The 25927-nt window shown below is 50.6% G+C and carries 21 protein-coding genes; 13 read left to right on the top strand and 8 right to left on the bottom strand.

Translation table 11 applies throughout. The annotated features are described in order from the left end of the window. The first annotated feature begins 41 nt into the window (after positions 1 to 41). The 7 genes from H8L47_RS15050 to H8L47_RS15020 all read left to right on the top strand — a co-directional run bounded on the left by H8L47_RS15050 (position 42) and on the right by H8L47_RS15020 (position 7760). Positions 42 to 572, top strand: a complete 531-nt coding sequence (locus tag H8L47_RS15050; RefSeq protein WP_186954412.1) for an SRPBCC family protein — start codon at positions 42 to 44, stop codon at positions 570 to 572. A 68-nt stretch (positions 573 to 640) separates the two neighbouring features. Beyond that, positions 641 to 1024 carry a hypothetical protein gene (locus tag H8L47_RS15045; protein WP_186954411.1) on the top strand — a complete coding sequence of 128 codons (384 nt, stop codon included), beginning with the start codon at positions 641 to 643 and terminating at the stop codon, positions 1022 to 1024. Positions 1025 to 1197: 173 nt separating this feature from the next. Continuing rightward, on the top strand, positions 1198 to 2412 hold the full coding sequence (locus H8L47_RS15040; RefSeq protein WP_186954410.1) for a DUF3419 family protein: 1215 nt from the start codon (positions 1198 to 1200) through the stop codon (positions 2410 to 2412). 8 nt (positions 2413 to 2420) lie between these two features. Further along, positions 2421 to 3545, top strand: a complete 1125-nt coding sequence (locus tag H8L47_RS15035) for a hypothetical protein (protein ID WP_186954409.1) — start codon at positions 2421 to 2423, stop codon at positions 3543 to 3545. A gap of 1049 nt (positions 3546 to 4594) precedes the next feature. After that, on the top strand, positions 4595 to 4855 hold the full coding sequence (locus H8L47_RS15030) for a DUF2059 domain-containing protein (protein ID WP_186954408.1): 261 nt from the start codon (positions 4595 to 4597) through the stop codon (positions 4853 to 4855). 121 nt (positions 4856 to 4976) lie between these two features. Continuing rightward, complete coding sequence (locus H8L47_RS15025) at positions 4977 to 6251, top strand: glycosyltransferase (RefSeq protein WP_186954407.1); 1275 nt, start codon at positions 4977 to 4979, stop codon at positions 6249 to 6251. 282 nt (positions 6252 to 6533) lie between these two features. After that, the gene (locus H8L47_RS15020; RefSeq protein ID WP_408057700.1) at positions 6534 to 7760 is read left to right on the top strand and encodes an arabinose transporter; all 1227 of its coding nucleotides are present in this window, start codon (positions 6534 to 6536) and stop codon (positions 7758 to 7760) included. Positions 7761 to 7780: 20 nt separating this feature from the next. On the opposite strand, the gene H8L47_RS15015 is transcribed toward H8L47_RS15020, so the two are convergent. From H8L47_RS15015 to putA, 3 genes are all read right to left on the bottom strand, one after another. Beyond that, positions 7781 to 8425: a TetR family transcriptional regulator gene (locus H8L47_RS15015; protein ID WP_186954406.1), complete on the bottom strand. Its 645-nt coding sequence runs from the start codon at positions 8423 to 8425 to the stop codon at positions 7781 to 7783. Between the two features lie 95 nt (positions 8426 to 8520). Continuing rightward, entirely contained in the window at positions 8521 to 9930 is a 1410-nt protein-coding gene (locus tag H8L47_RS15010) for an alpha/beta hydrolase (protein ID WP_186954405.1), read from the bottom strand. Positions 9931 to 10144: 214 nt separating this feature from the next. Beyond that, positions 10145 to 13804, bottom strand: coding sequence for a trifunctional transcriptional regulator/proline dehydrogenase/L-glutamate gamma-semialdehyde dehydrogenase (gene putA, locus H8L47_RS15005; protein ID WP_186954404.1), 3660 nt, complete (start codon positions 13802 to 13804; stop codon positions 10145 to 10147). A 150-nt stretch (positions 13805 to 13954) separates the two neighbouring features. On the opposite strand from putA, the gene H8L47_RS15000 reads away from it, so the two are divergent. From H8L47_RS15000 to H8L47_RS14990, 3 genes are all read left to right on the top strand, one after another. Beyond that, positions 13955 to 14413 carry an Lrp/AsnC ligand binding domain-containing protein gene (locus H8L47_RS15000; RefSeq protein WP_110254407.1) on the top strand — a complete coding sequence of 153 codons (459 nt, stop codon included), beginning with the start codon at positions 13955 to 13957 and terminating at the stop codon, positions 14411 to 14413. A gap of 33 nt (positions 14414 to 14446) precedes the next feature. Beyond that, positions 14447 to 16417 carry a GAF domain-containing sensor histidine kinase gene (locus tag H8L47_RS14995; RefSeq protein ID WP_186954403.1) on the top strand — a complete coding sequence of 657 codons (1971 nt, stop codon included), beginning with the start codon at positions 14447 to 14449 and terminating at the stop codon, positions 16415 to 16417. Positions 16418 to 16725: 308 nt separating this feature from the next. After that, entirely contained in the window at positions 16726 to 16989 is a 264-nt protein-coding gene (locus H8L47_RS14990) for a hypothetical protein (protein WP_186954402.1), read from the top strand. Between the two features lie 223 nt (positions 16990 to 17212). Here the strand turns inward: H8L47_RS14990 and H8L47_RS14985 are convergent, their stop codons facing one another. Both H8L47_RS14985 and H8L47_RS14980 read right to left on the bottom strand, forming a co-directional pair. Beyond that, positions 17213 to 18724 (bottom strand): response regulator, encoded by a 1512-nt coding sequence (locus H8L47_RS14985; protein ID WP_186954401.1) that lies wholly within the window; start codon positions 18722 to 18724, stop codon positions 17213 to 17215. Positions 18725 to 18854: 130 nt separating this feature from the next. Next, a complete protein-coding gene (locus H8L47_RS14980) occupies positions 18855 to 19499 on the bottom strand; it encodes a LysE family translocator (protein WP_186954400.1) in 645 nt (214 codons plus the stop codon). A 172-nt stretch (positions 19500 to 19671) separates the two neighbouring features. Between H8L47_RS14980 and H8L47_RS14975 the strand changes: the two genes are divergently transcribed. The 3 genes from H8L47_RS14975 (at position 19672) to H8L47_RS14965 (ending at position 22524) form a co-directional block, all read left to right on the top strand. Next, positions 19672 to 20028: a DUF7674 family protein gene (locus H8L47_RS14975; RefSeq protein WP_186954399.1), complete on the top strand. Its 357-nt coding sequence runs from the start codon at positions 19672 to 19674 to the stop codon at positions 20026 to 20028. A gap of 45 nt (positions 20029 to 20073) precedes the next feature. Further along, the gene (locus H8L47_RS14970; RefSeq protein WP_186954398.1) at positions 20074 to 20301 is read left to right on the top strand and encodes a hypothetical protein; all 228 of its coding nucleotides are present in this window, start codon (positions 20074 to 20076) and stop codon (positions 20299 to 20301) included. A gap of 393 nt (positions 20302 to 20694) precedes the next feature. After that, positions 20695 to 22524, top strand: a complete 1830-nt coding sequence (locus H8L47_RS14965) for an AMP-dependent synthetase/ligase (RefSeq protein WP_186954397.1) — start codon at positions 20695 to 20697, stop codon at positions 22522 to 22524. Between the two features lie 51 nt (positions 22525 to 22575). Here the strand turns inward: H8L47_RS14965 and H8L47_RS14960 are convergent, their stop codons facing one another. Genes H8L47_RS14960 through H8L47_RS14950 form a run of 3 tightly spaced genes read right to left on the bottom strand, consistent with a single transcriptional unit; the run spans position 22576 to position 25895 of the window. Next, positions 22576 to 23832 carry a DUF4214 domain-containing protein gene (locus tag H8L47_RS14960; RefSeq protein WP_186954396.1) on the bottom strand — a complete coding sequence of 419 codons (1257 nt, stop codon included), beginning with the start codon at positions 23830 to 23832 and terminating at the stop codon, positions 22576 to 22578. A gap of 24 nt (positions 23833 to 23856) precedes the next feature. After that, complete coding sequence (locus H8L47_RS14955) at positions 23857 to 24750, bottom strand: FAD:protein FMN transferase (protein ID WP_186954395.1); 894 nt, start codon at positions 24748 to 24750, stop codon at positions 23857 to 23859. 14 nt (positions 24751 to 24764) lie between these two features. Next, positions 24765 to 25895, bottom strand: coding sequence for a DUF3570 domain-containing protein (locus tag H8L47_RS14950; protein ID WP_186954394.1), 1131 nt, complete (start codon positions 25893 to 25895; stop codon positions 24765 to 24767). Positions 25896 to 25927 lie beyond the last annotated feature (32 nt).

Below are 25927 nucleotides of genomic sequence, written 5' to 3'. Positions count from 1 at the left end.
TGATAGATCTATAGATAAATGAAAAAACAGGAGAATAAAAAATGAAGATCATCAAATGGTCGGCTGGCATACTGATTACCGCAATAGCATTGATACTGGCGATTGCCTATTCACTCCCCAATGAATATAAAGTCAGCCGCAGTGTCCTGATACGTTCTACTCCAGCTGTACTTTACCCCTTGATCGCCACCCCTAAGGAATGGAAGAACTGGTCAGTCTGGAATCAGCGCGATTCAAATATGAAGATGGAATTTTCCGGCCCTGAATCAGGCTCGAATGCCGCCTGGGAGTGGAAAAGTGAATCACAAGGCAATGGTGGCATGAAACTCACCCATGCAGGCCCAAACCGCTTGGTTGAATACGAATTGCATTTTGAAGGCATGGGCAAACCATCCACAGGCAATTTCACCCTGGAAGCCGAACCAAATGGCACGAAAGTGACCTGGAACATGCAGGGCAGCACTGAGGGCAATTTTATGATGAAGCTATTTGCCCCATTTATGGATAAAATGGTGGGTCCTGATTTTGAAGCTGGTTTAAGTAATTTGAAAAAGCTGGCTGAAAAAAAATAATTGCCTTGGTATCAGGCTGGTCTCACCTGATACATCGCTGATACCTGGCATCTCACCCGATTGCATTAATGAAACTCAAGTATGCCCTGATCCTGGCTTTGCAGATGCTGACGGCATTGCCAGCTTCCTCTGTTTTTGCTGCAGCGAGTAGCAATGCTGCCGCGCCCGCTGCTCCGGCCCAGGGTTCGCAAGCCGTATTTGTGGTCGCACCACAAGACCTGCCAAAACAAAACGCCGGTGTGCAAATTGACACGCCCAGGCAAGTCCCAATTGAAAAAAGCGATAAGCCTGAAGTCCGTATACAAATCTGGTCAGGGCCAGTCCCCCTGGCGGGCGGCTTGTGGATACTGGTTGCCTCCATGCCCGTGCTGGCTTCCCTGTATTTTGCATATCAGTTATTCATGTTCATCAAGGCCAGACGCCGTCGCTTATCCATAAAGCACGGTAGCTGAGCCTAGCTGCAATGAAAACAAGAAAAGCATGAATCATCTAGATTCATGCTTTTTTTTAGTTTTTTTTTGACTTTCTTATGTGCTTTTCACATAATCTTCATCAATCTGTCACTAGCCTGTCACCTCTGCATCCTAAAGTCTTCCTTATCCTAAAAACATAAGCGGAGACCAGCATGTCCAGCAAAGCCCTGATAGACAGCGCCGTTTTCAATTCCACCACGTCTGGCCGCAAGGGCCTGGCTGACAAATTGTTCGCCCACTGGTTCAGCCGCCTGGTGTATGCCCAGATCTGGGAAGACCCTAAATCCGATCTGGATGCCCTGCAACTCAAACCAGGCGCGAATATCCTGACCATTTCTTCGGGGGGCTGCAATGCACTGGCTTATTTATCTGCTGAACCGGCCGCCGTCCATGCGGTGGATTTGAATGCGGCCCACCTGGCCATGCTTAACATCAAGCAAACTGCCATCAGGCATTTGCCCGACTATGATGCGGTGCTGGCATTTCTGGGCAATGCCGACAAGCCCGATAACCTGAAGCGCTATAAGCGTCATATACGGACGCAGTTGTCAGACGATGCCAGCAACTTCTGGGAAAGTCGCTCTTTGTCCGGCAAACCACGCTACCATTATTTTACTAGCCAGGCTTATCAACATGGCTTACTGGGCAATTTCATCGGCTTCGCGCATTTCTTTGTGCGCCTTATGGGTGGTGACATGAGCAAACTCATGCAGGCTAAAAATCTGCAGGAACAGGCGCAGTTATTTGAGCAATATGTCGCACCGGTATTTGAAACCCGCTTGTTCCGCCTCATCGCCAGCCAGCCTCTGGCCCTGTATAGTCTGGGAATACCGCCGTCACAATTTGCTGAATTAAAACACGATGCCAAAGATGGCCTGCATTTGCTGTTCAAAGAGAGAATGCGTCACCTGGCCTGTGATTTTCCGCTGGAAGAAAACTGTTTTGCCCAACAGGCTTTTGGCCGCCGTTATGACACCAAAAAGCAGGCCGCCTTGCCCATGTATCTGCAACAAGAACATTTCCACACCCTGCGCCGCAATATAGACAGGCTGCATCCTCACCATCAAACCCTGACAGACTTTTTGCTGGGCCAGCCACGGGCTTCCATGGATGCCTATCTCTTCCTCGATGCCCAGGACTGGATGGATAAACAACAATTGACCGAGCTCTGGCAAGAAGTAAGCCGTACAGCCGCACCTGGCGCCAAGGTAGTATTCCGCACTGGTGGCAGCGAGTCGCCACTGGAAGCCAAATTACCATCAGAGTTACTGGCCACCTGGCATACCGATGTTGCGCATAACCGCGCCCTGTATGCCACTGACCGCTCTGCCATTTATGGCGGCATGCACCTGTACACCAAGATTTAAACTCTAAATTGCATACTTCATTACCGCCACGCGTGGTGGCAGATGCCCTGTGGCTAATGACTGCCCGTTCTCGCGGTGGCCAGCACTGGCTTAATAATGCCACTTGCGATGTCAATGCGATAGAAATCGCAGGACAAAGTCAGCCCGTCACTTTGCTGGATAACAGCACCTGGCAGGAAAGCTATGTTGCCAGCCCGCGTTCAACCTGGTTACGCTATCCGCGTCAGGAAATATTGCGCGATGCCAGTGCTGCCAAGGCACAAGCCATCAAGCTGGGCAGTTGCGCCATCCTTGGTCCCCTCTCCGCCCTGTTTAAGGCAAGTAAACTGGATCAGGCCGCAATCATTGCCAATCATCTGGTCTCCACAAATTTGTACTCTGACTGGACGGCGAGCGAAATCAGCAAAGTCACCGATAAGTTATTAGAAACTTATCCACAGCGCCCGTTGATGATGCGAAACATCTGTCCACAGGTCAACCCTGAACTGACTGAAAGCTTGCTTGCCAAAGGCTGGCAGCTATTCCCAAGCCGCATGATTTACCTCTGCGACCCACGACAGGCCAGCGTCTGGAAACACAATCATGTCAAACAGGATGCCCGCTTGCTTGACCATCCTGTAGTGGAAGTGCTTGGCCATGAAACACTACAGATGAATGACATCGCCGTATTGCAACAGCTTTATCGCCAACTCTTCATCGATAAGCATTCATACCTGAACCCTGACTTCAGCGCAGCCTTCTTTGAGCTTTGCCTGGAAACCGAATTTCTGGAAATGCATGCTTTGCGCTGGCAAGGTAAGCTGGTCGGCGTACTTGGTATTTACACGCATCCAGAACAGGGCTGGCTGACCACGCCACTGATAGGGTATGACACCAGCCTGCCAAAAGAACTGGGTTTATACAGACGCTTGATGGCTTTACTACTCAAAACAGCCAAAGACAAGAAGCTGAAACTGCACTACAGCTCAGGTGCCAGCCAGTTCAAACGCGCCCGTGGAGGCATCCCACAACTTGAATATACCGCCATCTACAACCGCCACTTATCCACAACTGCGGTACAAAGTGCAGCGATATTTGGTCGTTTGCTCACTACTTTTGCGCCTTCAATCCTGAAAAAAGCCGACGGTATTTAAAATCTGACAACACAATTTCCCCTGTTTTATCTGTGGATAAGCCTATGCATATCCACAGGATGAACTGTGCAAAACCAGTGAAAGCTGTCTCGCAAGATTTTTTATCCCAAAACCGTCCTTTTTTCATACAGGACTTATAAGCACTTCTATACATGAACTAAGTACTTGTTTCTGTGAACAAATAAAGACTTATCCACAAAAAATCGCGACGTTAACTACTATTACTATGTATATATAAACTAAGTTATTTAATTAAACCGTTTTTGGAAAACCCTTGATACTTTTCCTGAAAGAGCTGTTTTCAAAAGAAATACAAAAGTTTGAAGATAGCCTGCCCGAAAAAAAAATTTAAAACGCAGCCAGGAATATCTAAAAAAAATTGCACTCTTTTTTTTCAAGCTGTTTTTTTATTTGGACGACTGCATTCAGCTTAAGAAACTTCCTGCAGGTCTTAAAAGTAAACCTGGCCCCTTCTTTCCCCAAAAAACTTGTTTGCAAAGCTAAAAACAGGTTTTTTGGAAAATTTTTCCTTGAAAAACAACATTTTTAAATAAATCTTTGTGGATAAGTCTGCTGATATCCACTGTATCTATTGTGCGTAACCCAAAAATTACTTACTACAGCGTTTACTGTTCAGAATCTATCCTGTGGATATACAGACTTTTATCACCGCCTTATCATTTGCCTAAACTCTTGATCCTGTGGATGTTTACCGACTTATCCACAGCAACATGCCTGAGTTAACTACTACTACTATTTATATATAAACTTATTCAATCTAAAGGTATCCACAGCTCAAAAAAAGCAAAAAAACAAAAGCAAAAAACTGTCGTAGAATCCGTAACTCGTACAAACCTGAGAGGAAATACCGATGAAGCCATGGTCAAATTTGTTGTTTGTGACCGTGCTTTGATGTGGTTCAACACATCCCGAAAAACCAACCACAGTCGCGGTTTAAGAATTACTGAGATTAACGAATAATCAGCAAATGCTGAAAAATAGAGAAGTCCAAATGGAACGAGTCCATCAAAGAAATGATGAAAACGGCCATGAAAGACCAAGCTGTTCGTGCAGAACAGCAAAAAATAATGAATAACTTCCGGGATAAGTTCATAGATATCCACAGATCAGAATTTTGCTTGGAAATACTCGAACCAATTCTTGTTAAGGTTTATAGCTGTACCCTGAGTCAGGAAGATAAAGATGGCATGAGCGCTTTCTACAGACCACCAGTTGGCAGGTCTTATGTCAGCAAAATGCCTGTTGTCATTAAAAAAACTGACAAATGTGCCGCAAAAAAAACGGGGTGAAGAGCAGCGCGACCTAACCCCAAAAAAAACCGACGACGTCACCTGGTGCCATCATGAATATTGGCATCAGCAAATGTGGATAAATTTTGACGATATTGTATTTACAAGAGAACAAAGCACCATGACTAAAGCCAGGCATTTCATTTTTCTAGGCATGGGTACACTGGGAGACATATTTCCTTTCCTCAGTCTGGCAGTAGAAATGCAGCGGCGCGGGCAAGAAGTCACCATCTTGCTGGCCCCAGTTCATGCAAGTCATGCAGAAAAAGCTGGTGTTTCTTATAAGGTTTTTGGAACCCAGGCTGATTATGATGCGGCGCTGCGTCATCCGGATATGTGGGAAATACGCAAGGGCATGGGCATCGTGCTTGAATCAAGTAAGTCAGTGCATACTGAGCTCCCAGGCTATATCGCTTCATTATCAGCAGAACAAGATTGCGTCCTGGTTGTCCATCCACTGGGTTTGCCCGCAGCTGATATTGCGCGCAGTTTCCGGCCTGACATTCCTGTCGTCGCGGCTTATCTCGCACCCTCGAATTTACGAACTGTCCATAATCCTCTGGTGATGGGTGATTTATTCATACCGCAATGGTTGCCGGTATGGATGCGCAGGTTGCTATGGACTTATGCAGACAAGAATTTTATTGATCCAGTCGCTGTACCCATCATCAATCAAGCCAGGCAGGCCAGGAATTTATCGACTATCAGCAGCCTGGCACCGCATATGTATGCAGTACCAGATTTAAGTATCAGTTTTTTCCCTGACTGGTTTGCACCAGTCCAGCCAGACTGGCCAGCTCCTTTGGCCATGGGCGAATTTCAGCTATATGACAGCAACCTTGTTACAGACTTATCCACAGAACTGGAAGAATTTCTTGCTGCAGGCCCTGCGCCACTGGTTTTTACGCCCGGATCTGGAAATATACAAGCCAGTCATTATTTTCTATGTGCGCAGCAGGCTGTACAAAAACTGGGTTTGCGGGCAATTTTCCTTACCAGCCATCGTGAGCAGATCACTACAGCTTTACCTGACAACATACTCTGGCAAAGTTATTTACCCCTGCGCAGTATTTTGCCGCGCGCATCTGCACTTATTCACCACGGTGGTATAGGGACAACGGCAGAAGCACTGAGGGCAGGCACACCACAACTGGTAACGCCACTGGCGTTTGACCAGTTTGATAATGCTGCACGTGTTAAAAAACTAGGTACAGGCGATTTCATACGCATGTCGCGCCTGACTGGCAGCAAACTGACGCGCAGTCTGCAACAATTGCTGGCTTCTGAGGTTATAAAAACCAGTTGCGCGCAAGTTTCCAATAAATTCAAGAAAACCGGCTATGCAGATTCTTTATGTGATTCTATAGAAGCACTGCAGTCAAAACAAAAAGGCTGAGTGATCAACTCAGGCTGTAGAGCACTAATCAAAATAAAAAGAACTTATCCACAGCTTATTATTGTCTGCACGTTTTTGCATGCCAGACCATCTGCAGACTTCAGTTGAAACGCGAATATTTTGCGTGCCCAGTCAAAAAAATAACAGAGAAAATCCAGCAAATCCCCGTCCTGTATAGCTTTGCAGTCTGTCTTGCATAGTCGGTATTACGCGACTATTCGATGTCAATGAAGACTTTTATCATATCCAGCATCAATTAATTTTTTATGTCTGGAGTCACCTGTGTCTTTATCTTCCCAATCTTCAGCGTCATTGCAGGCTGAAAATGCAAAAAATGCTACAACGGGCGCTAATGTTATTCTCAAGCTGCTGCCACTTTCGCTGGTGGTTTTCATAGGCTTTCTGACCATGGGCATGCAGTTGCCGGTGCTGCCTCTTTACCTGCATGACAACCTGGGCATGAGTACCCTGGTTATTGGTACGGTCATCGGTGCACAGTTTGTTGTAGCTTTGCTTTCACGTGCATGGGCTGGCAATTTTGCGGACAGCCGTGGTGCCAAACGGGCCGTAGTGATTGGCCTGGTCATCATCGCGAGCTCAGGCCTGGCTTATATTGCCTCACTGCCTTTTGTCTCTGTACCAGTCACTTCAGTCTGGATATTGCTGAGCGGACGTGTTTTGCTGGCGATAGGTGAAAGCCTGGTCGTCACAGGTGCCTTGGGCTGGGGCATCGGGCTGGTGGGGCCGCAAAATGCGGGCAAGGTAATGGTCTGGGTGGGCATCGCCCTTTACGGCGCCATGGCGCTGGGTGCACCAGCAGGTGTTGCCCTGAATGCGCACTGGGGTTTTGCCGGTATTGCAGTCAGCACCATATGCATACCATTCCTGGCCTTGCTGATCGCTTTGACTATCACCGCAATACCACCCATGGGTAGTAGCCGCATGCCTTTTTATAAAGTGCTGGGCATGGTTGTGATACCTGGCATGGGTCTGGCACTGGCCAGCATAGGATTTGGTGTGATCACGGCTTTCGTCGCCTTGTTGTTTGCTGCCAGAGGCTGGGGTAATTCTTCCATGGCATTCACCTCCTTTGGTCTGGCTTTCATCGCTGCGCGCATTTTCTTTGGGCATTTGCCAGACAAGCTGGGTGGGGCCAGGGTGGCGCTCGTCAGTGTCATCATAGAAGCTGCCGGATTGCTGCTGATCTGGTGGGCTGATACAGCGACGATGACCTATCTCGGCATTGCCTGCACAGGTTTTGGCTATTCGCTGGCTTTCCCTGGTTTTGGCGTCGAAGCCACCAGACGTGCACCGCCGCAAAGTCGTAGCGTTGCCATGGGGGCTTACGTGGCTTTCCTGGATATCTCGCTGGGCATTGCCAGCCCGCTGGCAGGTGTCATCGCCGGGCGCTGGGGAGTGAATATGGTATTTCTTGCCGGTGGCGTGGCCGTAGGTTTATCCATGTTGGTGGCTATGCGTTTGCTGGGTAAAACTTCTGGAACTGCATAAAGTTTTGAACAGGCTTGTCATCAAGCCTGTTCACTACTGCTTTTCAGGCTGTTCAGATAAGCACAAAACATATCCGCCATGGCATTCGCATAATCATCTATTCTCGCCGCAGGATAAGTACTTGCCGAGACATGTTCTCCTGCATTGCTGAGCGTAGTAGACAGCAGTTCTTCCACGATGGAACGGTTTGCTGCAGAGGCCGCAGGCAGCAACTCTGCGATGAATACCTTGACGGTGTGATCCCAGTATAGCCATGCCTCCTGTGCCTGCGGGTCATCGTTATACAGCGGGGCAATATCTGTCAGGGCGCTACGCATTTGCGCCTCTTCACATTCTGAGCGGATGAAGGCATGCACAAGGGTGCGCAAACGTTCCAGCGGTGCTTGCTGGGCGTCCTGCAGTATCTCGCGCAACATTCCGCCCGTCTGCCGCCATTCATCGCTCTGCAGGCGGAACAGGATGGCCGCCTTGTTCGGGAAATACTGATACACAGAGCCTACGCTGACACCTGCCCTTTCTGCGACTCGCGCCGTAGTAAATTTTTGTGCGCCTTCCCTTTGCAAAACCTGCAATGCAGCTTCCAGTATGATGGCCACCAGTTCTGCCGAACGGCTTTGCTGAGGCTGCTTTCTTGAAGAAATACTGGGATTCTGGCGTTTGCTCATGAGCGTGAAAAAGGGTGGTGAAAAAGGGCAATGAAAATAAGCACAAGCAAAAAAAATGAAATGGCAGGTGCTCTTGCAAGTATTTTAACCCGACCTTATTTTTCCAGGCATTCCTTCATGAGCACCTGGCCCGCAAGAAATGCACGGCTGGCTTTTGCGAAACAGCCAGGTGCTGTCCATAGTATAAAATGCGGGGCTTCTTTTACAGTGACGAGTGTCAGCTTGCCGGTTTTTTCCAGGCCGGCGATATGCTCTACTGCGCCCTCATAATGAGTTTTCGGGTCCCATGTGCCTTGCAGTACCAGGCTGGGTGGCAAACTTGCAGGCACTTTTCCAAAGTACTGGTCTGGCTCATAGGCAGGCAAACCGGTATTGATGAGCAAGCCTGGCAAGGGGCTGGTAAACAATAGGCTGGCGTTTTCCTGCTGTATAGCCTCATGCGTCAAGCCCGGGCGCAAATTGTTTTCTGACTGGCTGATGATGCTCACCAAAGGTATCGATGGATGCAATTGTGGATAAGTACCAAATTCCGCATATTTCTCACCCAGTATGCCTAGCACCTTTTGCAATTCACCTGCCTGCGTACCTTGTTCCATCTCTCTGATCAGGGCTGGCAAATGCTGTCGTGCTGCTGGTACATCCAGCAATCTGCCAAAAAACTGCCTGACTTCCCTGCCGGGGATATCTTTTGTCAAAGCAGGGTTTCCTGCCAGTCTGGCCAGCAGATTTTTATAGGAGGTTTCGGCAGGACCAGCCAGCACTTTGCGGCCTATATCATCAAGCACAAAAGAACGCTGACTAAGATCCCATTTACCTGCTGTCTGCAAGGGCACCAGAGAATCAAGGATAAGACCATCCAGTGGCAATTCGGCGATCTGCAGAGCACGCAGTATTAATTGCGTGCCATACGATACCGCATATACATAAACAGGTTTGCCATCCTGGTTTTGTAGGATCAACTGGCGCAAATCATGTGCCGCATTTGTCAGGCTGAACTGGCGCGCATAGCCAGGATGTCGCTGAAGATAGCTGAAGCAGTTTTGCCATTCCTGAGCCACCAGTGTCGTGCCACCTGGGCTGTCCACGGCTTCTTCCTGCGGACACAGGCGGCTGGAAAAACCAGTACCGCGATGATCGGGTACCAGCAAATCGAAACCTGGAAAGCTATCCCGGAAGCGCTCAACAAAAGAATATAGGGAAGCACCTGATTCTCCAGGTCCACCGGCGATCAGCCATAGCTGGCCTTTTGCTATGCCTGCTGCTGGAAACTTCCGGACAAACAGCCTAATCGCCGTATCTGGCTGCTCATTGACGGGCTTGCCATGCAACAGTGGCATATTCACGCGTGCACACATGCTGCCTTTCAAATGTTCATCACTCCAGGCATCGCTACAAAGAGAAAACTCTGGCTGGTAATTGTTACCGTCTTGTCCTGAAATCACGGCAGCAAAACAACTGTCGTTGAAGGTGGTGGTGAACAGAAATAATGTAAGCAGAAAACGCATTTTTTCCCCTTGATGAAATCCATGACATGCAAAAAAATGCCAGCATATCCACAGCAGGCACGAAGCTGTGGGGTGACGCGCCAGACTGAGAAAATAAGGGTGTGAAATGAGGATATGCGCACATCAAACCTGCTAGCTGCGGACGAACAAAAACAAAAAAAGCTCCTCCGTTTCCGGAGGAGCTGATTCTGGTGCAGCTTACAGATAATGGGTTTTAGTTAGCCAGTGTCATCAAACTCGCATTGCCACCCGCAGCCGTGGTATTCACACAGAGTGCACGTTCAGCCATCAAACGCCACAAAGGTATTTCTGCATGGTCATGGGTTTCAACGACAGAGACGATGGCTTCATTCAGACCGGCAAACAAGAGTTTGTAATGGGACAGCAAACCACCTTCCACCAGGGCCAACTGGGCACCGCAGTCTTCTGCTTCCGCAGTAATCAGCAGCTTGTTGACTTCGGCCGGCAACCCGGCAGGCAGGATAGCCATGGTTTGCGCAGACAAAACCGGCTGGTTGCCCGTCGCCAGCGTTGCCGCCAGTTGATTGACGAGGCAGTTGACGGTGGTCGCCGCACAGAAGATACGGCCACGTGGGGCAAATGACAGGGTATTGCGTTCGCCCGTTGGGCCGGGCAAGACCTGGGTCACTTTATAAGGGCTGTTATGGGCATAGTGTTCACCCAGCTCGGCGATTTTTTGATGACCCTGTTTTTGTGCCCATACCAGCAAGGCTTCCAGTGCTGGCGGTGACTGGCGTTCATACACGGTATGCCCACCCAGGCCAGTCACAGGCGTGCGTTGCAGGCGTTTCAGGTACAGCGGGCCACCAGCTTTGGGGCCGGTACCGGATTTGCCTTCACCGCCAAAGGGCTGCACACCTACGACTGCACCTACAATATTGCGGTTCACATAGATATTGCCGACATGGGCGCGGGAGATGATGAAGTCGATGGTTTCATCAATGCGGGTATGGATGCCCAGCGTCAGGCCAAAACCGGTGCCATTGATTTGGTCTATCAATGCTGGCAAGTCGCTGCGCTTGTAGCGCAAGACATGCAGTACCGGGCCGAATACTTCTTTTTTCAGGTCAGCCAGATTGGCGATTTCCATGACAGTTGGCGCAACAAAAGTACCGGCACGGCAAGTAGTTGCCAGGTCCAGTGTATAGAAGGACTTGGCCTTGCTGCGCATGCCATTGATATGGTTCATCAAATTGTTTTGTGCTTCAGCATCGATGACAGGACCAATATCGATGGCCAGGCGGTCTGGCTGGCCTATGCGCAATTCCTGCATGGCACCGTGCAGCATTTCTAAGGTCTTGTCGGCGATATCTTCTTGCAGGCAGAGTACGCGCAGTGCCGAGCAACGCTGGCCGGCACTGTCAAAAGCTGAGGACATCACATCATTGACGACTTGTTCAGGCAGGGCACTGCTGTCAACGATCATGGCATTCTGGCCACCGGTTTCTGCAATCAGCGGGATATCGATACCCTCAGCCACCGCACGTTTTGCCAGAGTGCGATTGATGATTTGTGCTACTTCGGTAGAGCCTGTGAAAATCACGCCCTTGACGCGGTGATCAGCCACCAATTGTGCACCAACGACTTCACCCGTGCCTGGCAAGAATTGCAGGGCACCACGTGGCACACCAGCTTCATGCATCAGTTGTATGGCGCGATAGGCAATCAATGGGGTTTGCTCTGCGGGTTTGGCCAGTACTACATTACCTGCTGCAAGCGCGGCGCTGACTTCACCTATGAAGATGGCCAGTGGGAAATTCCATGGGCTGATACAGACAACCGGACCCAATGCCTGGGTATTCGGCAAGCTTTCAACCTGGGCTGCATAATAGCGCAAAAAGTCTACTGCTTCGCGTACTTCTGCCAAGGCATTTGGCAGGGATTTACCAGCTTCACGTATCGCCAGCGCCATGAAATCCAGGGTTTGTGCTTCCAGCAAATCAGCGGTTTTTTTCAGGGCGGCGGCACGTTCTACTGGTGCTGTAGTTTGCCAGTCCATCGCATATTGTTCTGCCGCATGCAGGGCAGTTTGTACGTCCTGGGCATCAGCTTCTATGACTTCACCAACGACATCCAGCTGATTTGCCGGGTTATTCACAGGGCGTGTTTGTGTAGCAGATACCTGGCCATGCAGGATAGGCGCCGCTATCAAACTTTGCTGGCTGCTTTCGGCAAAATGGGCGCTGATTTTTTGCAACTCCAGTTCATTCGAAAAATCCAGGCCAGAAGAATTTTTTCTTTCCTTGCCAAATAAGTCCTTGGGCAAGGCAATGGCGGCATGCGGTGCACCACCCAGTTCGCGCGAGACGGCTATCGGGTCAGCCAGCATGGATTCTATCGATACATTTTCATCAACGATCTGGTTGACGAAGGAGGAGTTCGCACCGTTTTCCAGCAGGCGGCGTACCAGGTAAGCCAGCAAGGTCTGGTGTGAGCCTACCGGGGCGTAGATGCGGCAAGGCTTGTCCAGCTTGTCTTTACCTACCACCTGGTCATACAAGGTCTCGCCCATGCCATGCAGGCACTGGAATTCATAATCAGTGATACCGGCTTTTTGTGCCCAGGTATAAATGGTGGATAAGGTCAGGGCGTTATGCGTGGCAAATTGTGGATAAATCACATCAGTCGCTGCCAGCAGTTTTTGTGCACAAGTCAGGTAAGACAAATCGGTGTAGACCTTGCGGGTATAGACCGGGAAACCACTCATGCCATCAACTTGCGAACGCTTGATTTCTGCATCCCAGTATGCGCCCTTGACCAGACGTATCATGAACTTGCTGCCACTGCGGCGCGCCAGGTCAACCAGGTAGTCGATCACAAACGGGCAACGCTTTTGATAGCCTTGGACGACAAAACCTATGCCTTCAAAACCTTTGAGGTCGGCATCAAAGGCCAGTGCTTCCATCAAGTCCAGCGACAATTCCAGCCTGTCGGTTTCTTCTGCATCGATGTTCAGGCCGATGTTGTATTGCTTCGCCAATACCAGCAATTTTTTCAGCAGGGGCAGCAATTCATTCATCGTGCGCTCACGCTGGGCGCGTGAATAACGCGGGTGCAGGGCAGACAGTTTGACGGAAATACCGGGGCCATTCTTGATACCGCGGCCATTCGAGGCCTTGCCTATCGCATGGATGGCAGTTTCATAGGCTTTGTAATAGAAAGCCGCATCCTTGGCAGTCAGCGCTGCTTCACCCAGCATGTCATACGAATAACGGTAGCCGCGTTTTTCATTATCCTGACTGTTTTTCAGAGCTTCTTCTATAGTCTGGCCAGTGACGAACTGGTTGCCCAGCATGCGCATGGCCATATCGACGCCCCTGCGTATCAAAGGCTCACCTCCCTTGGCGATTAAACGCGTCAGGGCGGAACCCAGGCCCTGTTCGCTATTCGTGCTGACCAGCTTGCCAGTCACCAGCAAGCCCCAGGTGGCGGCATTCACAAACAGGGAAGGTGATTCACCCAGATGCTTGCGCCAGTCACCCTTGCTGATCTTGTCAGCGATCAGGCGGTCAGCGGTTTGATGGTCGGGAATGCGCAACAGGGCTTCGGCCAGGCACATCAGGGCTACGCCCTCTTCCGAAGACAGTGAGAATTCATGCATTAGGGCATCAACACCAGAAGCGCGGGTGCGTTGCTGGCGTACATTGCTGACCAGACGGTGTGCCAGTTCTGCAACACTCTTTTGCTGATCTTCCTGCGGATTGATATTGCCTAAGAGCCATTGCACAGCATCTGGCTCTGATCGGCGGTATGCTTCTGTAATGGCAGTCCTGAGAGGGCTGGCAGGGGCGAGCAGCTCTGCCTTAAGGGCAGAAAAAGGTGGGTTATTGGTTGGCACGGTGGTCGCAATCATATAAAAATAATCAAAACAAATATGATTTCATTGTATAGATGCTCTTCGAGGATTAATTCTGGAAATCAGAACATATATCGAAATTTTCTATTTTGTGAGAAAATTATGCCGAATATTATTAACCACTACACTGACGATTTTTGACTTCTTATGCTCGACAAAATCAGTAAAAGAATTCTGGCCGAATTGCAAAACGATGGCCGTATCAGTAATGTAGAACTGGCAACCAGGGTAAATCTCTCTCCTGCTGCCTGTCTGGAACGCGTGCGCAAGCTGCAAGAATCCGGCTACATACTAGGATACACAGCCCAGCTCAATCCCCATCTGCTCGATGTGGCTTTGCTGGTTTTCATAGAAGTTGTGCTCGACCGCACGACGCCTGACGTGTTCGACGCTTTTCGGCGTGGCGTACAAGCCATCCCTGAAGTGCTGGAATGCCATATGGTGGCGGGTGGTTTTGACTACCTCGTCAAGGCGCGTGTCAAAGACATGAATGCCTACCGCGATTTCCTCGGCAAATCGCTGCTGCAATTGAATGGTGTGCGTGAAACGCATACCTATGCAGTGATGGAAGAAGTCAAGAATACTAGTTGTTTGCCTATCAAATAAACCTGCTGTCGATATCTCCTTGGGGAGTTTGTCATGGAAGCGCGCCTGGAACGCCTTGAAGCCGTTCAATCCATGGTGCTGGAAATCAGCCAGATTTCTGCTTCCTCCAGCGACGTTACAGGATTCCTGCAAGCAGTGCATCAGGCACTGGGCCGCCTCATGTATGCGGCCAATTTCTATGTCGCCCTCTACGATAAACAGCAGCACGCCATACGCTATGCCTATAGGGTTGATGAAATTGACGCGCCCGTGGACCCGGCTGCCTGGTTTGTGCTGGCCTCTCCCGACCAGTCACCGACCGCCTGGATCATACTGAATCGAAAGCCCTTGCTGATGACAGCGGAAGAGGATGCGGCCAGGGAAAACGCCGTCATCGCCGCTGGTGGCGAAGCCTGGGGCACTGGCGCCCGTGCTGAACACTGGATGGGTTGCCCGCTGCTGGATCAGCAAAAGCAGCCACTGGGGGCGATGGTCATACAAAGCTATGATGCATCGCATACCTACAGCGAAGAAGATCAGGCCCTGTTTGCCCTCATCGCCAACCATATTTCCACCTCCTTGCAAGCGGTACAAAGCCTGGACCGCCTCGAACAGGCAGTGGCAGACAGGACTGCCCTGCTGGAACATGAGGTACAGGAAAGACGCCGCGCCGAAACTCTGCAAAGAGTCTTGTATGAAATCGCCGAGCTGTCCATTACCGTTACCGAAACCGAGCTGAAATTCTCGCGCCTGCATGACATTGTCAGCCAGTTATTGCAGGTGCCAAATTTCATGGTGGCCCTGTATCTGCCGGATAGCGATGAATTCAGCATACAGTATATGCGGGATGAAAAAGACGCGGACCTCAAGGGGCAACGCTTTCCCATGGGCGCAGGCATGACCTCTTATGTGGTCCATCAACGCCACGCACAACTGATAGATCAGCAGCGTTTGCAAAAGCTGGTCAGCGATGGTGAAATACAGGTATTGGGCAGTAGCGACCTGGTCAGCTGGATGGGCGCACCCATGCTGGCAGATGATTACATTCATGGCGTCATCATCGTGCAGAGTTATAACGCCGATATCATCTATACCGAGGCCGATCTTGATTTGCTGGCATTTGTGGCCAACCATGTTGCATCTGCCCTGGCGCGTATCAAGGCAGATAGTGATATACGCGAGGCCTATACCAGGCTGGCACAACAGAACGATACCCTGAACCACACCCTGGCCGCCTTGCAAGCCGCGCAGGCAGAACTCATCAGCCAGGAAAAACTGGCCTCGCTGGGTCGCCTGGTGGCCGGCGTCGCCCACGAAATCAATACCCCGGTAGGCATCTGTGTGACGGCCACCAGTCATATGGTGGAAGAGCTGGCACTGATACGCAAGGACTTTGAGGCAGGCCATCTCAGCAAGGACAGCTTGCAGCAATTCTTCGACATCATGGACCAGTCCCTGCGCATCATGACCAGCAATTGCCAGCGCAGCGCTACACTGATACGTAGCTTCAAACAAGTGGCGGTAGACCAGTCTTCAGAAAGCATGCGCGAGTTTGACCTGCGTGCCTATCTCGAAGAAATCCTGTTGTCTTTGCATCCCAAGATCAAGAATAAAAACATCAGTGTCAAACTGGAATGCGACAAGGGTGTACTTGTCAGGAATTACCCCGGCGCGCTATCCCAAATCATCACCAATATGCTGATGAACTCCATCCATCATGGCTTTGATGGACGTGAGCAAGGCACCGTGACTATCCGCGCGCAAAGGTCGCAGGATCAGGTGGAACTGGAATTTGCCGATGATGGCATAGGCATGGATGATGCTGCCCTGAAAAAATTGTTTGAGCCATTCTTTACCACCAAGCGTGGGCAGGGTGGCAGCGGGCTGGGGGCGCATATTGTGTATAACCTGGTGACGGGGGCTTTGCATGGTACGGTGAGGGCGACAAGTGTACTGGGGGAGGGATTGCGGTATCAGTTGCGGTTTCCGCAGAGGAGGAGTTTGCCGGTGAGGGAGGGGGCTTAGGTTCTCGCGTCTTCATTTTTTGATATTTTGATACGAGATTGGAGATCGCAGACCGATGATAGACTGCATACTAAGCTACGTCATTCCTGCGTGCTTTTAGCAGGAATCCAGAGGCGTTCGTTGTATACAGCCAGGTATATTAATTTTAGATTTGTAGTGTTTTATGTATCTGATTGTCAAGCCTGTACACGTCATTTGAGTTTACAGGCCGGGGGTAGCCCGGCAGCTACTCACCTTTTTTGCTTCGCCAAAAAAGGTAAGCGAAAAAAGGCGACCGAGGCGTCGCTGCCCCCTAAAGGGGGTCCCCTTTGCTGCAAGTCAAAAAATGGGAAATGCCCGAAACTCGCTACGCTCAGACAGCGGTCCTTCTTAATCCATTTTCTGCCTTGCATCAAAGGCATCGACACGTCGGAACGGCAAAGATCAAAGCCAACCTCAAAGTCAAAAGCAACGTCAATACAACCGAGATTCGAATTGCATTAAATGTGGTTGATCAACGAGATGCGGGGTTGCTTTTGACTTTGCAGTTCCCATGTGTAGACGCCGTTTGTGCAGTACAGAAAATGGATTAAGAAGGACCGCTGTCTGAGCGTAGCGAGTTTCGGGCCTTCCCATTTTTTGTACTGCACAAACGGGAACCCCCTTTAGGGGGCGACTACGCCTGGGTCGCCTTCTTTGGCTTACTTTTCTTGGCGAGACAAGAAAAGTAAGTAGCTGTCGGGCTACCCCCGACCTGCAATCTTAAATGACGCATACAGGTGACTAATAATCAGACTAAAAACAATCCTGGCAGCCTCAATCCGGAAACCTTGCATTGATCATCAGCGCCTCATCCACATTGGCAATCATCAAATCCACATAACGCGGATCAAGGTGGCTGCCGCTGACGCTTTGCAGGTGGCTGAGGACGTCGTCCAGTTCCCAGGCGGGTTTGTAGCAGCGGGCGTGCATGAGGGCGTCGAAGACGTCGGCGACGGCGACGATGCGGGCGTAGGTGTGGATGTCTTCGCCGCGCAAGCCTTGTGGATAACCACTGCCATCATATTTTTCATGATGCTGGTGGGCGATGATGGCGGCGGCTTTAAGTATGGGTCTTTGTGAACCTTCCAGTATCGATGCACCTACGTCGGGATGTTGCTTCATGATTTCCCATTCGGCCAGGTCGAGTTTGCCGGGTTTTAGCAAGACAGCGTCAGGTGTCGCTATTTTTCCTATGTCATGCATGGGGGCAGCTTGCCGCAGGATATTCGCTTCATCCCTGGGCATGCCGGAGGCAACTGCCAGCAGATAAGAGACTTCTGCCATGCGCTGTACATGGTTGCTGGCTTCATGCGAGCGCGATTCCACCACATCACCCAGGCGCATGATCATTTCACTCTGGGTATCGGTGATTTCCTGGTTGAGCAAAATATTATCGAAGGCGATGGCGACACCGGAAGAAAAAACTTCCAGCAATTTGGCATCGATCTCGGCAACATCATGCACACCCCTGAGCACCAGCAAAGACGCCTTGCCGCTACTGTTCGGGAAATAGCCTACATAGGTATCACCGTTCAGGAGCGAGATGCGGTTGGCGCAGGCTTCATGTAATTGCTGCACCAGTTCATCGGTAAAAATCTGGCTGTCATCGTCGAATTCACCAATCTTGGCCAGTACTTCATAGCTGTCAGCACCCGAGATGCCGCTGGCACCGCGCAGGCGCACCAGCAGGCTTTGTTCCAGCCGCAACAGGGCGACTACTTGCTGTAGCAAGCCATTGGCAAAATCATGCAAGTTGCGTTGTTTAAAAATATGGGCGGAGGCTTCGATGACACGCTCCAATCCTTCGCGATAAGTGGCCTGGAAACGCCTGGCCTGTTCCACGTCCATGATATCGCGGTAAGCACGCAGGGCAGCGAAGGTGGTGGTGAATAATTTCTTGCGGTCGAGCTCGGTTTTTTCCTTGTAATCATTGATATCGTAATCAACGATGACATTTTCTTCCGGTGCCTGGCCAGGTTGTCCAGTGCGCAAGACGATGCGGGTGAATTGATTGCCCTGTTCCTGGCGCAACCAGCGGGCGACTTCCAGGCCGCTGTCTTCTTTTTCCATGACCACATCAAGAAATACCAGGGCGATATCCTGATGGCTGGCCAGCATGGTTTTAGCTTCTGCACCGCTATAGGCATCGAGAAACAGCAGAGGCCGCTCGTCCATGCGAAAACGGCTTAGTGTCAGCTTGGTGACATCATGAATATCAGGTTCATCATCAACCAGCAAGACTTTCCAGGGCGGCAATGACTTTGTATTCGATGACAAGAAAGACATGACGTATATCCCCTCAAAACCTGCATGGATGAGTCTGAATTAATTCGGTCTGCTTATGCTCATTATGTATGTATTTTTGTTATCTGTCACAAGAGGTATTTTTCTTGATTTCAATCTGCCTGAGTTTCTTTCAGTTTTTATTTGACAAGGCCAGCTTGATACCAAAAGAGACAAACATCAAACCAATGAAGCGGTTCAGCCACAGCGTCACAGCCTGATTGACGCGCATGCGCTGTCTGGCGAATGCTGTTGATACTGCGAGGAGGTGGCACCAGATCATGCCATTGAAATTAAAGATGCAACCCAGGACAATCAGGGCCAGTGGCTTGTTGCTTGCATCTGCAGCAATAAATTGCGGCACGAAAGCCAGGAAGAAAATCGCTACCTTGGGATTGAGTACATTCGTCAAAAAGCCCTGCATGAAAATCTTGCGGTGGCTGAGCAAGGGCTGGCTGGTAATGCCTGCCTGAGCTTGTTCGGCAGATTTTGCCTTGCTCAACAGCATGGATATGCCGACGTACAATAGATAGGCAGCCCCCGCCAGTTTGACGATGGTGAAGGCAGTTGCAGAAGTTGCCAGCAAGGCTGACAACCCCAGTGCCGCCGCCATTATATGCACCAGAGTACCCGCACCTATTCCCAGCGCCGCAGCCGACCCGGCACGCCAGCCCTGCGTTGCGCTGCGTGTCATGATCAGGATGGAGTCGGGGCCAGGGGCGATATTGAGTAAAATGCCTGCGATGATGAACTGGATGAGGTCTTGCGTGCCTAACATAGATACTCCGGTATGGGATGGGGCGGACAAGGCCTCCATTATAATTGGTAATTGAATAGGGATCGTCACCTGCAAGTCTGAACTGGTTTTTCAGGAACATAATTTTATTGATACAGTTTACATATCGCGAATGCAAATCCACCCAAGCGTAAGAAAGCTTTTGCTAAACATCATGAAGACGTTTCCTGATGTTGCCATTCCTATGTTAAGGCATGCCAGGAAACATCGCAGCATCGCACTTTGCACAACTGAAATGGTAGGAGAATTTGCCAGACTGACTACTCAGGCAGTGCGTGATGGCAATCAGCCAGTGGTGCAATCGCATCTGAAGTTCATGTCCGGCTTACTGAGAGTAGCAGATGAAAAAACAAGAGAATATATAGATGTCTATTATGTCGAAGTGTTATTTTTTGGGTTGACTCACAAGCAAAAGAAAACTGCCTGGCCCTGGATGCCAGCAAATTTGAAACAGTTATATGTTGCCATGTGGGGGGGCTTGAGTGAGACTAATTTCCTCCTTGCCCGCTGAATACAATTAACTACTATTGAATACAGTTGTTGAGGATTTTTACAAATGAAGCTGTTTTGGCATAACTTATCCCCCATCTGGAAAACAGTGCTCGCATGCCTGGCGATGGAAACAGGCTTGTTTCTCTTGCTGCTCATATTCAGCCGTTCACTCATCATTTCCATGGTGGTACAGATAGTCTTGTTTGGTCCGCCTACCTTGTTCTTCGCTCCCTTTCTCTATAAAAAATATAAGAAACTGGCAGAGCAGAAAAAGGGATTATTGAGTGAGTAGCAAAAAAATCGACTATGACTGGTCCTGTCATGCCTGCTCAGCAGAAAACAGCAAGCAAGTCCAGCAGTGCCAGGTTTGTGGCTGCGAAGCTTTTGCCAGCGTGAAGACTATACAAAACCACACGAACCAGCAGCCCAACGTTGAATTTCGATTTTCACGTGAGATTGTGGTGGAGGCCTTTTCCTGGATAGTGGGAGGCGTCCTTGTGCTTTTATTTAAATATGCCCTCTTAGTGTGGATGTGAAACGAGCATTTTGCGCCCTCGCAATAGCTTCTTCCCTGTTTGTTGCATAATGACGCTTTTAGTCGGCATATTCGTGTAAATACGAACCAAGTTTTCCCGGGTCCGGTTGAAAACTTGCTGCTGGCTTGTTTAATTTTGCTACGCATTTCATGTCTATCTCTGCCCAAACAGCAACAATTCCCGACTTATCCACAGTGCAAACCCTGGCAGAATTATTTGCCTGGCGGGTAGCACAAACTCCAGATGCAGAAGCCTACCGGCAATTTGATGATGCCCAGGGCTTGTGGATATCTTATTCATGGCAACAGACGCAAGAGCGCGTCCAGGGTTTTATCAAAGCCTTGTCACCGCTGGCACTTGAGCATGGCTCACGTATTGCGATCCTGCTGCCGAATGGTTTGCATGCCGTCTGCATGGACCAGGCCGTGCAGGCTTGCGGCTTTGTGCCCGTACCCATGCATGCACTGGATAACCCGGCCAGTATCGCCTATATCCTCAGTGACAGCGATGCTGCTTTTTTAATCGCCGCAAGCGACAGACAATGGAAAGACATCGCCAATGCAGGCCTGGAATTGCCTGCCTTGCGTCAGGTTGTTGTGCTGGAAAAAGAGCTGGATGCGACGGTCCTGCCAGCCAGTGTCCCTGTTTTACAAATCGATGAATGGCTGGCCAGTGCTACGCATTTGCAGGCCAATGCAAAAGGCCCGGTAGCTGATGACCTGGCAGCCCTGGTGTATACCTCTGGCACGACAGGCAAACCCAAGGGTGTCATGCTGACGCATACCAATGTGGTGTCTAACGTCAAGGCAGTTGTCCACAGGGTGTCGCCTGTCATCACGGATGTGTTTTTATCTTTCCTGCCCTTGTCGCATACCTTTGAACGTACGGCCGGTTATTACCTGCCGATTGCTGCTGGCGCCTGTGTCGCTTTTTCGCGCTCGGTCAAGCAATTGCCGCAAGATTTGCTGGAAGTGCGGCCGACGATCCTGATTTCTGTACCGCGCATTTATGAGCGTGTGTATGGCGTGATCCAGACCAAACTGTCGGCATCAAAATTCCAGGCGAGTTTGTTTAATCTGGCGATTGCTACCGGTTGGCGTCGTTTCAGCCGTGAGCAGGGTTTGCTCAAGGGTGATGGCATGACAGCCATGCTGGATACCCTGCGCTGGCTGGTGCTGGAACCGTTGATCGCCAGCAAGCTCAAGAACCAGTTTGGTGGCCGCCTGCGGGTGGCTGTCAGTGGTGGTGCGGCTTTATCGCAGACGATTTCGCAATGTTTCCTCGGTCTGGGTATTCCTATCGTGCAGGGCTATGGCATGACCGAGACGGCCCCTGTGGTTTCCTTCAATGCGCCTGACGATAATGATCCTGCCACCGTAGGCCGCGCTGTGGAAAAGGTAGAAGTGCGCATAGGTGAAAATGCAGAATTGCAAGTCCGTGGTCCGAATGTCATGCGTGGTTACTGGAAGCGGGAAGAAGATACTGCCAAGACTTTTATCGATGGCTGGCTGCGCACTGGTGACCAGGCATCTATCGTTGACGGCCGTGTACGTATCCTGGGACGTGTGAAAGAAATCATCGTCACCTCGACAGGTGAAAAAATTGCTCCTGTAGACCTGGAACTGGCGATCATGAATGATGCCGTGTTCGAGCAGGCCTATGCCTTTGGTGAGAGCGCCCCCTTCATCGCCTGTGCTGTTGTGTTGAGCCGTGCTTACTGGCTGGAGCTGTCCAGTTCGCTGGGCCTGAATCCGGATGATGCAGCCAGTCTGAAATCACCACAGGCGCAAAAAGTGGTGGTGCAGCGTATCAAGGCGCTGACGAAAAACTTCCCTTACTATGCACAACCACGTGCCGCGATACTGACGCTGGAACCATGGACTGTGGAAAACACCCTGATTACCCCTACCCTGAAGCTTAAGCGCAATAACCTGCTAGCGCATTTTGCTGCGGATATCGAGGCTGTGTATAAACGTTAGCTTATGCACAGGCTGATGCTGCGCACTAGCAGTGCAGCATCAGCATGAGTCTTATCCAAACGGGATGAAATCTATACCGTTCTGTATCTTGGCTATCACCTGCACCTGGTTCTCGGCGCTTTCACTAAAGCTGGCGAGTATGTCGGCGCGTGTCATGCCCTTGCTGACCTGCCCATTCCAATAATCAAAGCCTGCCTGGTCTGGCGCCCGGTGCAGTACATTACTGTACAAGGCAGTCAGGAAGGCATTGTCGGAGATATTCGCCCCATACAATTGCTTGAACTCAGCTGAAATGACGAAGCTGGCAGCGACCTGGTTCAGGGTTGATCCCTTGTCCATCTGTCCTATCCAGTAACCCAGGCCAGGCAAATCCGGCGTGCGGTTGAAGGCTGCCTGGTAAATGCGGTAAGCAACGCCTGCCGTGCTATTGATATCCAGTGCCACGCTCATATCGGCAAACTGCAGGCGTTCCAGCTGGTTGACGGTATCCGTACCCTCGGCCCCGGTTTTATCCTGAACAGTAAAATTGGCACCGGATGGTGAGATGTTGAAGTCGCTGCGTTTGCCAGCATAGATGGCAATGTCCAGACCCGCGCCACCATTGATGATGTCATTTCCGGCCAGTCCATTGAAACTGTCATTGGCTGCGGTGCCGCTCAGGCTGTCATTGCCAGCCGTGCCGATGATGCCGCCAGGTACCGCCTTTATGGCCGTGGTGAAAGAATAACTGCTGGTGCCGATATAGTTGTTGCCAGCAATATCCTTGATGGCACCTGAAGGTATGTTCAGCTTGTAAGTGCTATTGTTATTCAAGTCATTGGTCGGGTTGATGGTGACCGTATTGCCGCTGATCGTGACATTGTTGCTTTGGGCAATATTGTAGCTGGCGACTGTGCTGCCGTCGGCGTTTTGCAGGCTGATGGTGCCGCTGCCAGCCTTGACTGGTTCGCTGAAGGTCAGCACGATATCGCTACTGGTGGCGACGCTGCCAGCCAGTGTCGCCGGGCTGAAGCTGATCACCACAGGTGCTGTGGTATCGCCAAAAAAACTCAGCAAGTCCACCGTATCCTGGCCATTGTTGAATACCAGTCTTTCCATATTAAGCAGCGTCGCATGCAACTCGCCGCTGGCACCGGACAGGGTATCCACATGAATGGAGCCATCTGCTGCCTTGGTGATGGTATAGCTGGAGCGCAGTGAAGTGCCCAGATTGAGGGTGTCTATGCCACCCTTGCCATCGAGAGTAAAGGTGGATGGGTTGATGACGGTCCAGGTATTGTTGCCATCGTCGCCGACTACTGTAGCCATGGTTTTACTCCTTAAGTTCTTGGTTCAGGCAGCAGCCTGCGTATGTACTTTACCCTGCTGGTCTATCGCCAAAAACCGTAATCCGGTTTGTTGCAAATACTCCAGTGCGTCTTTTTCTTTCAACATGCCTATCGTGGTGCAACTGCCAGCCAGTGCGGTCAAGGGTGCCAGTACGCTGATACTGCGCCAGTGCCTGACCGGCATGCCGGTTCGTGGATTGAGGATATGACAATACCGCTCTTCACCGACTTCAAAATATCTTTCATAATCTCCACTGGTGGCCAGCGCCCCTGTTGTTAAAGGGATGCTGGCAGCGATCTTGTCTTGCTGGCGCGGGTCTTGTATGCCCATGATCCAGGGCTGCTCGTCCGGTTTGGGGCCGAGTACCCGTATATCGCCACCCAGATTGATATAGCCATGCGTTACGCCTGCTGCCTGCAACACTGCAGCTGCCCGGTCTGCCGCATATTCCTTTCCAAAACCACCAAAATCGATTTCCATTCCCGCCAGTGGCAATCTCAGCTTGTCACCTGTTCTCTCCACCTTGGCCCAGCCAATGCGCTGGCATAAAACCTGCAGTTCGTCTGCTGCTGGCACTCGCGAGCTCTTGAAGTTCCAGGCCTGTCGGAGGATGCCTGCTGTGATGTCAAACAAGCCATCGCTGGCCTGGTACAGGGCCTGCGCATAATCAAACAAGGCCAGGGTTTCTTCATCACAGACCACTGCATCCCTGCCCGCCTGGGCATTGATGCATGAGACTATGCTGTCTGGACGATAACGCGAATACTTGACTTCTATCCTCCTTACTTCCGCAATCGCTTCCTGTGCCTTGGCAAACATTGCATGTTCATCATGGTCTGCAATGACAACTTCACAAGTGCTGGCCATGGCCTTGAAAGGGATGCGATAAATCTGCATAGTCAACTCAATAACTAAAATTGACGTGACAGCCCGACTTGTATGGTCTTGGCATCAAACGGCAATAAGCCAGTACTGCCACTGCCAAACAAACGCCATGAAGCACGTTGCTGATATTGCTCATACTTCACATCGACCTGCCAGTCTTCATTGATTTGCTTGGCTACTTTGATACCCACAGTGCGAGCGCCATAGGCAGAAACCCTCTGGTCTTCGGAAGAATTCAGCGCACCGTCTGGCGGGTTAGGTGCAAACGGATACATCTCCGGCTTGGCATCGACATAAAAACTGGCCGCACTCTGGCTATAGATGCGCAGTATCGGTGTGATGCTCCAGCCCTGACCAAAGGGCTGGGTATATTCAAGATTGAAGGTATGCGACCGGATTTTCCAGCTATCGCTAAAATAGCGGTAACTGAGTCGTGCGCTGCCACCTGTAGAATCAAAATGATGGTTCCAGCGCGTCAATAGAGCATAGCTATTGCGCTCATCCGGGCGCTTGTCGAACGCCTTGTAAGGGTCAGACAAATATCCTTTGGCATGGGCCAGGCTGAAGTTGACTTGCACAATATCATTCATGCTCATGACCTGGGTCAGGCCCAGCAAGGCATCGGTCACTTGTTTGTTTTCACCCCTGACCTTGCCTGTCGATGCGCTGACAGTATCATTGGCAAACCCCAGGCCTGCAGTCCAGGTGGTATTTTTATCTTCGCTGAACTGGCTCCCCATTACCGAGACGCCACGCGAAATATAATCTGCTTCACTGGAAGCCGTGGCACCCAGGGTCAGCGTGTGATGCGGGAAATAGCGGGTAACTTCAGCATCCAGTGCACGGCGAAAATCCCTGAGCTTGACCAGGCCATAGCTATGGAAGGCGGGTGAAGCGCCAGAAATACTGTCAGTCACATACGTTGCACCGACTGACCATTCATCCGACAGCGGTGCCATGATCTTGAGGGCGCTGGCCTGTACCTTGACGCGCTCTTCACCAGGTTGACTATCCTTGTACTCGAGTAATTTCAGACTGATGACACCCTTGTCCGGTGCTGTTTCCGCATGTGCAGCCTGCATCATGGGCAGAGCAAGCGCAGCCGCCAGCAAAGTGCTGGCCAGATTATCAGGGGTTTTGGACGTGACAGGTTTCATGCTTTTTTTCCTGGGCTTTTTCCGCGCTTACA

This window comes from Undibacterium umbellatum (assembly GCF_014284125.1).
Taxonomy (GTDB): domain Bacteria; phylum Pseudomonadota; class Gammaproteobacteria; order Burkholderiales; family Burkholderiaceae_D; genus Undibacterium; species Undibacterium umbellatum.
The sequence above is the reverse complement of the archived record's forward strand: the minus strand, read 5'-3'. Positions and strand labels throughout refer to the sequence as shown.